This is a genomic window from Psychrobacter sp. C 20.9, assembly GCF_001921765.1.
Lineage (GTDB): Bacteria > Pseudomonadota > Gammaproteobacteria > Pseudomonadales > Moraxellaceae > Psychrobacter > Psychrobacter piscatorii_B.
On the sequence record NZ_MRYC01000009.1, the window covers coordinates 26,138 to 42,242 of the forward strand.

Annotated in this window: 9 protein-coding genes; 7 read left to right on the plus strand and 2 right to left on the minus strand. The window is 42.3% G+C overall.

What is annotated here, in order from left to right; genetic code table 11:
• Nucleotides 1–409: 409 nt before the first annotated feature.
• From BTW00_RS07455 to BTW00_RS07485, 7 genes are all read left to right on the plus strand, one after another.
• Complete coding sequence (locus BTW00_RS07455) at nt 410–898, plus strand: META domain-containing protein (RefSeq protein ID WP_075106898.1); 489 nt, start codon at nt 410–412, stop codon at nt 896–898.
• Nucleotides 899–1,054: 156 nt separating this feature from the next.
• Nucleotides 1,055–2,074 carry a PD40 domain-containing protein gene (locus BTW00_RS07460; RefSeq protein ID WP_075106899.1) on the plus strand — a complete coding sequence of 340 codons (1,020 nt, stop codon included), beginning with the start codon at nt 1,055–1,057 and terminating at the stop codon, nt 2,072–2,074.
• Nucleotides 2,075–2,256: 182 nt separating this feature from the next.
• Nucleotides 2,257–2,925, plus strand: a complete 669-nt coding sequence (locus tag BTW00_RS07465) for an OB-fold-containig protein (protein ID WP_075106900.1) — start codon at nt 2,257–2,259, stop codon at nt 2,923–2,925.
• Nucleotides 2,926–3,041: 116 nt separating this feature from the next.
• Nucleotides 3,042–5,051 carry a flotillin family protein gene (locus tag BTW00_RS07470; protein WP_256714032.1) on the plus strand — a complete coding sequence of 670 codons (2,010 nt, stop codon included), beginning with the start codon at nt 3,042–3,044 and terminating at the stop codon, nt 5,049–5,051.
• 234 nt (nt 5,052–5,285) lie between these two features.
• Nucleotides 5,286–11,489 (plus strand): DNA repair ATPase, encoded by a 6,204-nt coding sequence (locus BTW00_RS07475; protein ID WP_075106902.1) that lies wholly within the window; start codon nt 5,286–5,288, stop codon nt 11,487–11,489.
• Between the two features lie 80 nt (nt 11,490–11,569).
• Nucleotides 11,570–11,731 (plus strand): DUF2256 domain-containing protein, encoded by a 162-nt coding sequence (locus BTW00_RS07480; RefSeq protein WP_075106903.1) that lies wholly within the window; start codon nt 11,570–11,572, stop codon nt 11,729–11,731.
• 45 nt (nt 11,732–11,776) lie between these two features.
• Nucleotides 11,777–11,929, plus strand: coding sequence for a DUF2256 domain-containing protein (locus BTW00_RS07485; protein ID WP_075106904.1), 153 nt, complete (start codon nt 11,777–11,779; stop codon nt 11,927–11,929).
• Here the strand turns inward: BTW00_RS07485 and BTW00_RS07490 are convergent.
• Together BTW00_RS07490 and BTW00_RS07495 are read right to left on the minus strand one after the other, a co-directional pair.
• The gene (locus BTW00_RS07490; RefSeq protein ID WP_075106905.1) at nt 11,921–14,902 is read right to left on the minus strand and encodes an NACHT domain-containing protein; all 2,982 of its coding nucleotides are present in this window, start codon (nt 14,900–14,902) and stop codon (nt 11,921–11,923) included. The genes BTW00_RS07485 and BTW00_RS07490 overlap by 9 nt on opposite strands.
• A 192-nt stretch (nt 14,903–15,094) precedes the next feature.
• Nucleotides 15,095–16,024 (minus strand): bile acid:sodium symporter family protein, encoded by a 930-nt coding sequence (locus BTW00_RS07495; RefSeq protein WP_075106906.1) that lies wholly within the window; start codon nt 16,022–16,024, stop codon nt 15,095–15,097.
• Nucleotides 16,025–16,105: the final 81 nt, after the last annotated feature.

Consider the following 16,105-nt stretch of genomic DNA (forward strand, 5'->3'; position numbering starts at 1 on the left):
ACGATATCAGTCATCAGATGCGATAGTCGCACGATAAAAACACTTCACTATTTAGTGGAGTGTTTTTGTATCAGCTGACATCTGCCAAGAGAAGGTTTAAATAAGACATTATCAAGAAAAGTGACATTATCACTGGGAAATAGCGTCAATAGTAAATATCAGTAGTCAGTAGTCAGTAGTCAGTAGTCAGTAGTCAGTAGTATGTATGAGGCAAAAAATATCCGCTAAATACTTACTCAATTGATAATGACAGTCACTGGTGAGTCAAACACAATATCGCTACTGTCTGAAACAGTGAATAAGACAATTACCATAATAAATCAAAATTCTGAATGCGCTTGTTGGGTCTTGTGTCAAGTATGACCTTATGCTCGGCAAGGTTTTTGGATTCAATAAAAAAGGAATGTATATGAAAAATATGACTAAATTAATGATGGCAGCTACCTTTTCAGTTAGTGCTCTTGCCGCTGGTTGCCAGACAACGGCTACCTTGCCTGCGCCAGTCAGTCAGCCCGTCACTGTAGAGGCATTGCAAGCGCACAATTGGCAGTTGGTTGATGCCAAACGTAGCAACGGTGAACAGGTGCCTCAGTTGTTCTTTGATCCAGCCAAGCCGCTCACTTTGAGCTTTATGAATGATAACGGTAGAAACTACGTGGCATTTATGAACACGTGCAACAATATGAGCGCGGGCTACAGTGTCGTCAATGGTGATGTGCAGATCAAAAACGGCATCAGCACAATGATGGCCTGTCCTGAGCCGCAAGCCAGCTTTGACACAGCGACCCTAGCAACGGTACAAGGCAAGTATAGCCTCAGTAAAAATGCCAAAAATGTCCCTGTATTGACCATCAAAAATGATAACCAAGTGGCTTACTTTAAAGCTGTCTCTAAATAACTTGGTGATTGAGTAAAGCGATATAGACATTCTGGTTAGATTTGATAAGGCCTCACTAATATGTGGGGCTTTTTTTCGTCCAAAGTTTGTCGAATTTTGCGCTACACTAGAGTAAAGCTGCTGTTACACCTTAGCGATTTTATTGGATACTATTTTATGTTTAAAACTATTATGTCAAAACCAACCACGAATAACATCACGATAAAAGGGGCGACGACGATCGCTATATTGGCGGCTCTCACTGGCTGTCAGACACTGCCGAGTGCTGAAATGAAAAAGCCGACCAGTACAGTGGATAGCAATCCACTGACCGCTGCTATGCCTGCCATTGATCGTCAAGGACACATTGCTTATGTGGAAGAGCAAGGGTCAGGGAGCGCAAAAGTATCGACCCTCTATAGCATCCGTCCTGATGGCAGTGATCGTCAGCGCATTGATCAGATCACAGGCTATATCTATGCGCCAGCGTGGTCGGCTGATGGGCAACTGCTTGCTTATAGCAAACAAGCACCGCGCGAGCATCCTAAAATATATATTTATGACCGTAGCAGCAAAACGCGCAATCTGGTCGTCAATGCTGAAGGCAGTAATATGTCAGCGTCATTTTCACCTGACGGTCAATATCTGCTCTATAGCTCAACGGTCGGTGGCAATGCTGATATTTATAAGATGCGCCTAAGTGATGGGACAACTGAGCAATTAACGACACTACCGAGCACTGAGGTGCAGCCTAGCTATGCAGCTGACGGCAAAAGCTTTGTTTATACCAGTGACAAAGTCCGTGCTGGTCGTCCCCGTATCTATCGCTATCACTTCGCGACCGGTAAAGCCGTACCTGTACCGACAAATGGCTATGTCGCCAGTCCTCAGCTCAGTGTAGATGGTCAGCGTATGGCTTATCTAAATGGACGCAAGGCTGCTGTCATGACACTAGCGACTGGACAAGTAGTCAGCCTGGCAGAAACTGGACTCGATGAACCGGCACGTCTATCTCCTTCTGGAAATTATGCGGTCTACCCAACGCGTTTTTCAAAAGTCAGCGGGCAAGTAGGCGGTCAAAGTTTAGGACGTCAAAAAGGTGGCGATTTGGTTATTCATTCGCTCTCAGGAAACACAAGTTACGCCATCAATAGCCAAAATGGTGGCGTCGTGCGCTCACCGATATGGGGTCGTTAATAGCCACAGCTATATATTATGTAATGAAATGTATATATAATCATTAATAAAGAAACATAAGTTGATTCTAAAAATATAAATATAACGGCATCAAGTCGAGCAATCATCATTTATGTCATACCAAACTATGTAACTGAGTCATTAAAATACTAGATCAAGTGAGCAAAGGGAGAAGAGGTGTCATGCAAGAAGCTTTTTTAGTATTTATCACTAAAATCAGTTTGTATCCCACGATTATTTTTACAGGGCTTGTGATGTTTGTCACCTTATATTGGGTCGTATCTTTGCTTGGTATGACAGATATGGACAGCGTCGATCTGGTTGATGTAAGTGGTGACGCAGGCGGTGATGCGGATGTTGCTAACTTATCATCAACCGGATTTTTCACAGGATTGATGCTCAAGTTTGGTCTTTATGGCGTCCCTCTCATTATCATACTCAGCTTAATTAGTTTGATCGGTTGGCTGTTGAGCTATCTATACACCAGTTTCTTACACCAAAACGTTGACTCAGGCATTCTGTATTACTTGTTTGGTACAGGGGCACTCATTTTTGTCTTGGTTGTGTCCATGTGGTTGACTGGTCTTATCATCTCGCCCATCCGCAAAAACATCGCCAATATCCCCAAACGCAATTCGTCTAGTAATGTGGGCAAGATCGCTGTGGTACGCACGCTCAGTGTGACCGACAAGCATGGCGAAGCTGCGCTCAATGATGGCGGTGCAGGATTGATACTCAAGATTCGCTCAGATATGAGCGACAATCAACTAAAACAAGGTGATAAAGTGGTGTTGGTAGAGTATTTAGATGACACCAACACTTACCGCGTCACGCCTGTTAAAGACAAATAACGCTCATCAATGATATTGGTCAGTGAACGATGGCTCAATAATATAAAAAATAAGTATTTGGTAAATATAGTAAGGATTTTAACTTCGCTTGGAATGTTTTAATTAAAGGAATGGATATGGATATACTCATTATCGTCGGCGTGGTTGTGGTGCTGGCGTTTGTTTTTATGATGGTCGCGCTTTTGATGCTCAAAGCCTTTTACGTCAAGGTTGAGCAGGGCAAAGCACTTATTATCAACGGCGTGAGTAAAATCGCCGTACGCTTTGATGGTGGCTTTGTTTGGCCGGTTATCAATAAAAAAGAGCTGATGAAAATCTCGCTGATCACCTTAGAGGTGGACAGGCGCGGCAAAGAAGGTCTGATTTGCGCGGACAATATGCGTGCTGATATTACAGTCGCATTTTATCTACGGGTGAATGAAACCGAAGAAGATGTGCTCAAAGTCGCCAAATCGGTTGGCGTAGAGAGAGCGTCTGATAAAGCGGCGGTCAATGAGCTGTTCAATGCTAAGTTTTCAGAAGCGTTAAAAACGGTCGGTAAGCAGATTGATTTTGTCAAACTGTTCGAAAACCGCAGTCAGTTCCGTGACAGTATCGTCCAAGAAATCGGTAACGATCTGAACGGTTATGTCCTAGAAGATGTCGCGATTGACTATCTAGAGCAAACGCCAAAAGTATCGCTAGACTCAAGCAATATCCTAGATGCTGAGGGTATCAAAAAGATCACTCAGCTTACCGCGTTTCAAAACGTCATTACCAATGAGCTTGAGCGTGACGAAGAGCTGGCGGTTAAGAAAAAGAACGTCGAGACCCGAGAGGCAATGCTCGAGCTGGAGCGTCAACAAGCCGATGCCGAAGCCAAGCAAAAGCGTGAAATCGCATCAGTGATTGCTCGTGAAACCGCTGAAACTCGTAAAATTGAAGAAGAAGAGCGCAAAAAGTCAGAAACCGCCATCATCATGGTGGAGCAAGATTTGGCGATTCAGCGTGAGAACCAGCAACGCGAAATCGAAGTGGCGGGTCAGAACCGTCTGCGCGCTGTGGTCATCGAAGAAGAAAAAGTCACGCGTGCTCGCGATCTAGAAATCGTCTCGCGTGAGCGTGAAGTTGACTTGCAACGTATCGAAGCCGAGCGCGCAATTGAGCTTGAGAAAAAAGAAATCGCCAACGTCATTCGTGAGCGTATCGCGGTCGACAAAACCGTGGCACAAGAAGAAGAGCGCATCAAAGAAGTTCGCGAAGTCAGCGAAGCGGAGCGCTCTAAGCAAACGCGCGTACTGGCTGCCGAAGCAGATGCTGAAGAGCTCAAAGTGCGTCAGGTGAAAAAGGCCGAAGCCGAAGAGTTATCTGCCAAGCATAAAGCCGTCGAGATCACCACGCTGGCTAACGCCAATCTGGAAGCCTCTGCGAAAGATGCCGAAGCCAAAATCAAAATGGCAGAAGGTATCAAAGCAGAAGAGTCAGCGCATGGCTTTGCTGAAGCGGCGATTCAAGAAGCCAAATCAGTGTCGCTTGAAAAAGAAGGCATTGCTAAAGCCAATGTTATTAAGGCGACTGGACAGGCCGAAGCACAATCAGAGCGCGAAAAAGGCATGGCAGATGCTGAAGTTATCGCGGCTCGCGGTGAATCTAATGCCAAAGCTGAACGTGATATCGGTCTGGCCAATGCCCAAGTCATCGCCGCTCGCGGTGAGTCAAATGCCAAGGCAGAACGCGAAGTTGGACTGGCAAAAGCCGAAGTCACTCGTGCGCACTTCCAAGCCGAAGCAGATGGTCTGGTCGAGAAATTCAATGCCATGGGTAGCATGAGCAAAGAAGCACGTGAGCACGAAGAGTTCCGCATGGGTCTTGAGACCGCCCTACAAGAAGCCATGGCATCTATCGATGCAGGTAAAGAGATTGCCAAAGAAAATGCTGAGGTCTTGGCAGTGGCCCTACAAAAAGCCAAAATCGATATCGTCGGCGGTGAAGCGCACTTCTTTGATAACTTTGCCAAATCATTGTCAATTGGTAAAGCCATTGATGGCCTAGCGGGTAAGTCAGACACGTTGAGTGGCCTGATCAATACCATGATGGCCAATCAAGCCATGAAAGCCAATCAGAACAAAGATGATGAAACAGCGTAAACGATGTGCGACTGGTATAAATGTCAGTAGTTATAAGCACGCTGTCATTTAGGTCGCAGCGTGCTATGACCCATTCGCGCTAAGTGTCTTAAAGCGCGATAGCCAACTCATTATTTATGATGAGTTGGCTAATCTAAAAAATCGCATCACTTCTACTGATTTTTTAGATTAGCCAAGCGCTTCTTTACCTTCAATGATTTCTTATTGCCAAAATATAAAAATGGACGAGCAACGATGGCGGACACGCAAAACCCAACCAATTCAGATAGCAAAAGTGATCCTAACGCGAACCAAGCAACCCAAACTGATCAGGCAGTTGCCTCCGGTAATGCGTATGAGCTCATCAAAAAACGCCTAACAGAGCAAGGTAGCCGTCTAGAGCAATTGACCGCCAAATTAAATGCTGCACGCCTGACGGAATTTGGTAGCACCCAGATGCAGGTCATTGCCCGCACGCGTATCCGTACCGAGCATAACTGTGTGGCGCAGGATATGGTGCAAGTTGGCGACTATCTGCTGTTTGGCTACAATGTGTTTATGGGGCTAAAGCGCGCCAGCAATATTAAGGATGTATTGTCGCTATATCGCTTGATAGACCCTGCTGATAAAAATGAAAACGATGAGAGTTCGCAGAGCAGTAATGGTGATAGTGCGGAGCAAGAGTATCAGCTTGAAGAGGTCGATTTAAAAGGCACGTTTTTAGATCAAGATGCCTTTGTACAAGACTTCAATGAGCTCTATCGTTATTACAAGCAAACACGCCTGATTCAATTAACCGTTAAAGACAGCAAGCTGCTATTGGCCTTTCAAATTGGTGAGCGTATCACCGATATTCGGGTTTTTCGTTTTGCTTTAGACTTTAGCCAAGGCACGCCAGAGGCTGCCCAAGTCGCCTATGTGGACAATCGTGGCGAGCGTGATATTGAGTTGCCGCCTGCCTATGATTTTGATTGGATTGAGACCACGCGCGATCAGATGGTCAATGGTAAGTATCCGCACATGAATATTTTGGATACGATATTTGTCGAAACCGTCGGCGGTGATTTGACTATTAAGATTGAAGACAATACGCAGTCAGGGCAGGGCATTTATAGCGAGCCTGTCAATGACCGCACTCAGTCGCTGACCGATGCTGAGATTGCTTATGCCAAGGTCGGTAGCCTGATACTGCTCAAAATATTGCCTTATCGTGAGGACAGTTATCGTTACTTCGTTTATAACACCTTAACCGAAGCGGTGCTGCGTTTGGACGCGATCGGTCAGTCCTGCGTACAGTTGCCCGAAGATCACGGCATTATATTTCCGGGTGGTTATTATCTACAGACGGGCGAGTATAAGCTGTTCGATGCCAACAGTGTCGGTGCCAAAAACTTAAAGTTTAAGCGCAAGATTATCTCGACCAATGGCGAAGATGTTTTATTCTTATTTTATGACAGAGAGCTGGGTATCACGGGATTATTCCCTTATAACCTGATCAAAAAACAACTGGCAAACCCGATTTATTGTAATGGTATGGCATTGGCAGACAACGGTCGCTTGGTACTGTTTAGTGACCAAAGTGAGCCATCGCGCATTCATCCGATGCAGATATGGCACACCCCTTATGCCTCCCCTGAATATGTGAGCGAATTGCCTGAAAGCACTAGCTTTTACGGCAAAATCGGTAACAAAGAGCTGGTGCGCGGCATCTCTGATCTTTATAGCATTACCCGTCTTATTGACAATCAAAGCGTGTCGCAAAAACTCTATGAAGAGCTGTCGGACAATACCAGTCGGCTCTTTGATAGCTATTACTGGCTGTCTGAGCCTGAGCTAAGCGACGTTGCCAGTAGTATTAAAGAAGTGACAGCGACCGCTGAGCTGGTCATTGATGAATTTGCCAAAGTCCAAAGTATCCAAAAGCAAACCCAAACCGCGCTTGCCGATGCCGAATCCCAGCAAAATGAGATTTTGCGGCAGATACGAGTCACGACGTTTGAGTCTGCAAGCGACTATGTCGATCAGCTGTCAGCATTGAGACGACAAAAAGGTCGCTTGGTCAGCTTGGAGGATTTGCGTTATTTAGACAGTGATAAATTAGAAGCGTTGCAGGCGCAGCTAGAAGAAGCAGAAAGCGAACTTGCCGAAAAAACCGTGCTGTTTTTAAGCGGTGATAAAGCTCTATCAAGCTATGAAGGAATATTGGTCGATGTCAGTGAGCGCCTAAATACGGCGGAAACCCATGCTGAGTTAAAGCCAGTGCTGGATAAAATTGATGATACGGCGCAAGGGCTTGACTTACTGACCGAGCTGCTTGGTACATTGGACGTTGCGGATGCCACGGTACGCACACAAATCATCGATGACATATCGACCATTTATGCCAGCCTCAACCAGAGCAAAGCCAAGCTCAATCATAAACGCAAAAACTTAGGCTCGGCTGAAGCGGTCGCGCAATTTGGTGCGCAGTTCAAGCTGTTTGGACAATCGATTGCCAACGCCTTATCGATTGCCAATACGCCTGAAAAATCAGACGAGCAAATGGCAAAGCTGCTGGTGCAATTAGAGGAGCTTGAAAGCCAGTTCGCGGATCCTGAGACCAATAGCGGCGATCAGTTTTTAGCCGATATCATCAGTAAACGTGAAGAGATTTACGAAACCTTTGAAAATCATAAGCAGCAACTGCTCGATGCTCGCAATCGTAAAGCGCAAAATCTGGGCGATGGCGCGCTGCGGATGCTTGAGAGTATTAAGAAGCGCACGCAAAGCACAGGCGTCACGGGCTTTACCGAAGAAGAAGCGCTCAATACTTACTTTGCCTCAGATGGATTGGTACAAAAAGTCCGTAACATCGCAAAAGAGCTACAAGCCATGGGCTTTAGCGTCAAAGCCGATGACATTGATGCGCGCCTAAAAGCCATTCAAATCGAGAGTTACAAGAGTCTAAAAGACAAGTCGGACTTGTTTGAAGATGGCGGTCAAATTATCAAGCTTGGCAAGCACCTTTTTTCAGTCAATACGCAGCCATTAGACTTAACCTTGCTCAGTCGCCAGCAGTCAGATGGCAAGCGCGTGCTCAGTTTGCACCTGACGGGTACCGACTATTACGAAGTGCTCAATAATGCTGAGCTAAATGCTTTGCGTCCGTATTGGGAGATGAATATTGCCTCCGAGTCCGACAAGGTATACCGCGCTGAATATCTGGCGTATAGCATTATCGAGAGCGCCAAAAACAGTCAAGACGGTCTGACCGAAACGCGCCTATACCAAGCATACGACGAAACCGTCATTACTTTGGACATCAATGGTGATATCGATAATGACAGTCCGCTGGCAAAACTGGTCAAAGCCTACGCCACCCCGCGTTATCAGCTCGGTTATGACAAGGGCATTCATGACCATGATGCCACGCTACTGTTGATGCAAATATTGCCAACGCTGCGAGAAGCGGGTTTATTGATTTATACGCCGCAAGTACGTGCTTTAGCACAGTTGTTCTACTGGCAGTTAAATATTGTGCAAGCGCTGGGCTTAGATAGCCTACGTCAATTTGGCTACGACAATTGGCTGAATGAGTCAGTGCTAATCCGCGTAAATAACTGGACGGATAGAGCCGCTACCGCTGAGCAGTTGCGCCGTGCCCTTGATAGTGACACTGCCAAATCCTTACTGGTTGAGGACATGAGCCAAGTGATGCACCGTTTTGTCGCGGCCTATCGTGACGAGCGTATTGGCAGTAATAATGATCCTAATAAGCCTTCAAACGCTGCATTGGAGTCAAAATCAGATTCAAAGACCAGCGATATTCATAACACCAATATTTTTAAACCAAGCTATGTACAGCTTGCCTGCGAATACTTAGTCAGCGTCATGGGGCAGTCAGCGGAACCAAATGCTGGCGCATATAACACAATGAACTGGCAGACCAGTAGGCAGGCCGAGCAATTGTGCGAGCAGCTAAGCCAAACGCTAAGTAGCTCACCCGTCAGCACGCAAAGTAATGCCAGTTTTGCACAGCTACAATCCTCAATCGGTAAGCTTGGCTTCCAACCCAAATCAGCCTATGAGCTATTAGCCACATGGTTCCATGCACTGCTTGATAAGACTTACGGTAATAGTGAGTCGGCTAACGCAGCAGATGATGGATTGGGTGAGGCAGGCGAGGCGCTTAGTGAAACACAGCTGGCTGAACGTCAAGAAAAAGACGCACTACGTCAGCAGCAACTAGAGAGTGGTCGTCATTATGTGCCTGAAGCGATTGCTGTACTACTCACTCAACTGAACGATGCGCAGCGTGAAGCTTTGGTGCAACGATTGATTGATTCAGGCGCGCGCTTTGATAAAGGCGGCGCAAATAAAGGCACAGCTAATGCCGCTTCCACCTTATCGCTCTCTTCACCTCCAGCGTCATCATCAACGTCGCTGACCAGTATCAATAACCCGCTCAATCAAGTGCAAAGCTTTGCGCGTCACACGGGTAAGGTGTCGCTTGAAATACAAGTTAATGGCTTACTGGGTGAGCATTCGCGTATTCATCAGCAGAGCCTAACCTTTGCCGTTGATGACTTTTTAAATCGTTTGCATCACCATGATAGCCAAGTGATTCCAGCGTATCGGCGCTATCTTGCCATGCGCTCAGAGATATTGCACAAGTCAAAAGAAACCTTGCGATTGGACGAGTTTATGCCGCGTCCCTTGTCCTCATTCGTGCGTAACCGCCTGATTAACGAGAGTTACTTGCCACTCATCGGCAATAACCTTGCCAAACAGATGGGCACGGTCGGCGAGGATAAGCGGACGGATTTGATGGGTATCCTGATGATGATATCGCCACCAGGGTATGGTAAAACGACTTTGATGGAGTATGTGGCCAATCGTCTCGGCCTGATCTTTATGAAGATCAACTGTCCATCACTCGGTCATGACGTCACCTCATTAGATCCCGAAAAAGCCCCCAATGCCACGGCAAGGGAAGAGCTGAATAAAATCAACTTAGCCTTTGAGATGGGTAATAACGTCATGCTGTATCTCGATGATATTCAGCATACACACGCGGAATTTTTGCAGAAGTTTATCTCACTCGGCGATGGGACGCGCCGTATCGATGGCGTCTGGCAAGGCAAGACCAAAACTTATGACATGCGCGGCAAAAAGTTCTGTGTGGTCATGGCGGGTAATCCGTATACCGAGAGCGGCGAAGCCTTTAAAGTGCCTGACATGCTCGCCAACCGTGCCGATATCTACAACTTAGGTGATATCATGAGCGGTATGGAAGACATCTTTGCCCTCAGTTATATCGAAAACTCCCTAACTTCTAATAGTGTCCTCGCGCCACTGGCAAACCGCGATTTAAGCGATGTGCATCGCCTCATCAAAATGGCAAAAACGGACAATGCCAACCTCGCGCAAGCGCAAAGTAGCGATCTGACCTATCCGTATAGCACCTCAGAGATCAACGAGATTGTCGCGATCTTGCGTCATATGTTTGCCGTGCAAGCAGTCATTTTGGACGTCAACCAAGCCTATATTGCCTCCGCCTCGCAAGATGATAAATATCGCGTTGAGCCGATATTTAAGCTACAAGGCAGTTATCGTAATATGAATAAGATGACCGAAAAGCTGTCGGCGGTCATGAATGAGAATGAGCTAAACCAGCTGATAGATGATCACTATTTGGGCGAGTCGCAGCTATTGACCCAAGGCGTAGAGAGCAACTTGCTCAAGCTTGGCGAGATGCGTGGCACCTTAACCGAGGCAGAAAAAGAGCGCTGGGCGCAGATCAAAGCCGACTTCTTACGCAACAAAGCCATGGGCGGCGAAGACGGTGATACGGGCGCGCGTATCGTCGCGCAGTTGGTCGACTTGGCCAGTGGCTTCAATGCCATTAGCAGTCAGTTTGAGACTTACTTAACCAAAAACGATCCAGAGCAAATCGCCCGCTTGCGAGAAGCAGAGCGTAAGGCCCAGTTAGAGACGCAGATTGAGGCACAGCTGGCCTCACAAAAAATCCTCGCCGATAGCGTGATCAATAACGCCAAAGTCGTCAGCGATAGCATCGATAATGGCTTTGAGAAAAGCGTGAGCCAATTGCTACAAATATATAAGCACGATCACAAAGCCGAAGGCGAGTACCTAAAGCAAAACCAAGACGTGCAAAAAGCACTGATGGTACAGCTGGTCGATGCCGTGGAGCAACTGGCACACAATATGGCGGATAGCTTGTCTCGTAGTTTAGCCGAAAGCCTGATTAAAAATGATAACAGTAAAGCCGCAGGTAGCGATACGCCTGATATTCATGAGCAGACCACACTGATGGCCAATGCGCTCAAGCAAGCGCTGGCACCACTGACGATGCGCATGGATGAGAAGCTAGCGATTGATAGCAGTACTGATCAATCTGGTAAGCTGATCGTCAACAGTCTCAATCGCCTCAATAAAATATTTGACGATTATGACTAGTAACTGTGACTAATAGCAATGACACGTAGTAGGCTATAGTGACACGTGACTGATGTCGTAAACAAACCAATGAGAAATGTATGGCGCACAAAAAGAAGAATGTTCGAAAAAAACTCTGCCCCGTCTGTGAGCGTGAGTTTAGTTGGACTAAAAAGTTGGATAAAAACTGGGAAAGCATGGTCTACTGCTCAGACCAGTGTCGCCGAATTAAGAAGTATGAGGGCGTCGAGCATCAGAAGTAAGATTGAACCACAACACGAATAGTCAAAAGTAGATGGGAGCAAACAATGGCACATAAAAAAGCAAACTTACCGCAAAAAACCTGCCCCGTCTGCCAGCGTCCGTTTACATGGCGTAAAAAATGGGAGAAAGATTGGGAGCAGGTGATTTATTGTTCTGAGAAGTGTCGGCGAAAAAATAAAAAAATATCTTTACATTGATCTTGTGATTTTTTTTATCTTTTGATTTACTACACCGCTATCTAGGAAGCTATATAAATCAGTTTCTATCTTAGGATTTATTTTATATTCTTCCTGATTTAACTTTGTGTCTCTATGAATCAATATTACCTGTATTTCTAACATTTTTCTTGAAAGGTTTCCACCGCGCTTACCGTTTATTTCTGCTATCTTTTTAGGCATAAATCTTCCATTTTTAAAAAACAGTCTTATAAATTTTTTCAAGGTTTCATTTTTATTATCACTATTTTCCTTAAGAGAGCTTTCTATATTTTCAATAAAATCAGATGTTTTTCCAATTCTTATTATATCTTTAGATATATTTTTAGGCTTTAGATTGGATTTATAGTTACTAGTAGAGTTAATACCTATAATTCCAGATTTAAAAAATGTTTTTTCGTTAAATTCACAGTCTGTGAAATTATGATAATTATTTATATAACACTCTTCTATTGTAGTATCAGAAAAATTAAACAGTATTTTTGGTGTATTTTTTACATCTCTTATGTTATATAAGCAAACTTTAGATAAGATGTTTTTTTGCTTTTCAAAAATATCAAAAAGAGCTTTATTTAGATCCTCCCTATCTTTAAGCATTTCTTTACTATGTAATATCCCTAAATAAAGAATAAACAAATTAGATATATAGAATCTATACTTATCTATATTTATGGAATCATCAGTACATTCTATCATTGAATTCAACTCTTCAATGTAAGTCATTATTTTTAATAATATATTTTCTATTTCAATGTTTAAAAGGCGAGATCCTATATCTTTGGAAAAATGATTAAGGTAACTAACTTTATTTGATAATGCTGATAATAAATCTAGATCCAAAGATGCATGATCTTCAGATAAGAATTGAGCGGATGATATTTTAGTGAAAAATTCTTTCAAAAAGTCATATTTAACTATTATAGATTTTTGAGATGTATATTGAATAAAAGTATGATTTAAAAGTCTAGATATTATAGTATCATCAGCATTGTGTATTATTTTTTTAACTACAAACGAAAAATCAGTTTTATCTATAGATTTATTTATTTTACTTAGTTCGCAAAGTACTCTGACCTGACTACTAAAATTGATGCCTGTCTTTTTTTCTTCGCGCATACAGACAGCATAAACCAAGTAGTCTAAGTAACTATTTTTAATTAAACAAAAGTTACTGGATATAATGTTATCAATTTCAAAAATATCTTCTATTTGATCTTTATTCTCAGTATTTGACACCAAGTCTCTAACAGTGTCTAGCATAAAGGGATTATAGTATTTGTCATTAGAGCTAACAATCATATTATTTACAATACTCATTGATTTTCTTTGAAGCTTATCATTATCTTTAAAGCAACTTTTAAAAAAATCTATCGCTTGGCTTTTATTAAATGGATTTATTTTTACATCTTCTATCTCATAACTTTCAGATATTAAGCTGAACGCCTCATTCCAAATATAATCTCTACAGGTCACAATTATTTTGGTTTTAGCTAAATTGAAGCAGTAATCTTCAAATATGGTTTTTAAGAAATCTTGTAGTTTAAATTTAATACTACTTCCTGAAATTATTTCATCTAATCCATCAAGAATAATAATAAAACTACCATTATCTATAGATAGCTTAAACAATTCTTCTGTAAATTGACTTGTATCAGATATTTCAGCTTTGTATAAATCATAAATTGTTGAAACTCTATCAGATTTTATCTTATCAAGTAGATTTGCAGAGTCTAAAAATAGTACGTAAGTATTTGAATCTTGTTTTATCTCTTTTAACTTATTATTGAGAAAATTTCTAACGACAGTTGTTTTTCCTACACCACCTGTTCCTGTAAGTACAATTAGTGGATGGTTCTCTTTTAAAAACCACTGTTTGAGTAGATCAGTGACATAAATATTTTTCTGATTTTTATCTATTTCAGAGGAAAAGCTTTCGATAAAGTTGTTTGTATTTTGAAAATTATGTTCAAATGCTAAAGGCTCTAAATACTCAGAGTACAGATGATCCCTACCGAAGTCGTCGATGAATTTTATGTATCGTTTATTTTTTATAATCTGATCGTAAGTCTGTTCTACATATCTTATCCTTTTATCTGAAGATGACTCCTTTGGTCTATCTATAAGTAAAAATATTTTTGATTCAGCTGTTGCATACTCTGAATACAAATCAATAAGACCTTGTATAGATTTTTTTATGTTAGTATCGCTTATATAAGCAAAGTAGGTTTTATCATCATTGTCTAAACTGCTTGTTATTTCGTATAATTCGAAAAATATTTTAGAATCCAAACTTTTTTTGGGAAAGTTATCTGAAAGTCTAAAATTTTTATTTTTTTCTAAATATGAATAAATAGTACTAAATATCGTTTTATTTCTCAGTGTATTATATTCTACAGAGGAAAAATTTAATCCATATTTTTCTTTTATTTTTTCTTCTATAAGCTTGCAGTCCTTTTGAGGCATCACTCCTACATTATCAAAGCTATCACTATGATTTCCATCATTACTTCTATATAAAATAGTGTTTTTTTGATAATCTATCGTTTTTGTTTGGATATTTCTTATTAGATAATGAATTTTATAAGGCTGTGATATTTCGAAGAGGATGACGTTTTCACCTCCTTCATTTTCAATTTTAAAATTGATATCTATATCGCTGTAGTCGAATATAGATTTTTTTAACTTCTCTTCAATTTTTTCTTTTAGATCCAAAAATATATCATCTGTTAGTCCAAAATTTACAAACTCCTTATTTTCTTCATCGAAACCAATAATCATGTATCTTTTTTTGTCAAAACTTCTTGCATTAGCATTAACTAAGGCAAGTATATCTTTAATAAACTCTCCCCATGATTTAGAGTCTCCTTTATTTTCGTCGTTCAATTCCCAGTACCATTGACTCTTATACTCTATATAATCATTTTCTGGATAAGTACAAATCTCTGTAATATTCATAGTTTAGCTCATTAAATTTTTTATTATAAAACTCAAGAAGTACATCTTTACAAAAAAAATTACGGATGCTATGTATTGATAGTATTCTAACTACATCATAAACATTGGTATCTAATTATAATAAAATAATGTTTACTATACTATAAGAAAGATTATTTATGAGTTTGTGACTAGTGTGAAACAATAAAACCCCTACATACCATCTCTCTTCGCAAAAATATTCGCAACCAATGCACCACTAAAGTTATGCCACACACTAAATATCGCACTCGGTAAGGCAGCGACAGGGTTGAAATAAGTCGCGGCAAGGGCAGCGCCCAGACCAGAGTTTTGCATGCCTACTTCCACCATAATGGCGCGGCGCTGTTTCTCCGTAAATCCAGACAAGCGCGCGATCACGTATCCCAAGGTATAACCCAGCATATTGTGTAGGGCAACCACGATAAAGACAATCGCACCGCTATCTAAGATGGTCGCTTTAGAAACTGCCACCACAGCAGCGATGATAATTGAAATACCCAATACCGACACCATCGGCAACACCTCGGTGACGAACTCGATTTTTTTACCCAAAAACTTATGGAATATAACACCCAATAAGATAGGTAAGATGACAATTTTGGTAATGGTTATCATCATACTGGCCAAATCAATATCGATTAGCTGTCCGGCAAACACGTTTAACAGGATAGGCGTCAAAAAAGGTGCAAGTAGGGTAGAGATAGACGTAATCGCGACACTCAACGCCACATCTCCTTTCGCTAAGAACGTAATCACGTTACTCGACGTACCGCCCGGACAGCAGCCAACTAAGATAACGCCCACCGCGATTAAAGGATCAAGGTTAAAGATGACCGTCAGTAAATAGGCAATCAACGGCATGAGCGTGAACTGTGCCAACAGTCCGACCAGTACAGGCTTTGGGCGTTTGACAATCTCTAAGAAATCTTCTGTTTTGAGCGTCATACCCATACCAAACATAATAATGCCAAGAATTGGGACAATCAAAAATGCCAACGAGGCAAAAAATGTAGGAAACACAAACCCTAAAATAGCACTGACCAATGCCCAGATTGCAAACGTTTTGCCAATCCAACTAGAGAGTAATGCAATCTGATTCATAGCCTGTCTCACAACGATAAAAGGGATAAAATAGACAATAATTTAACATGGTTATTGGCAGCGAATGATAAAAGTATTTTG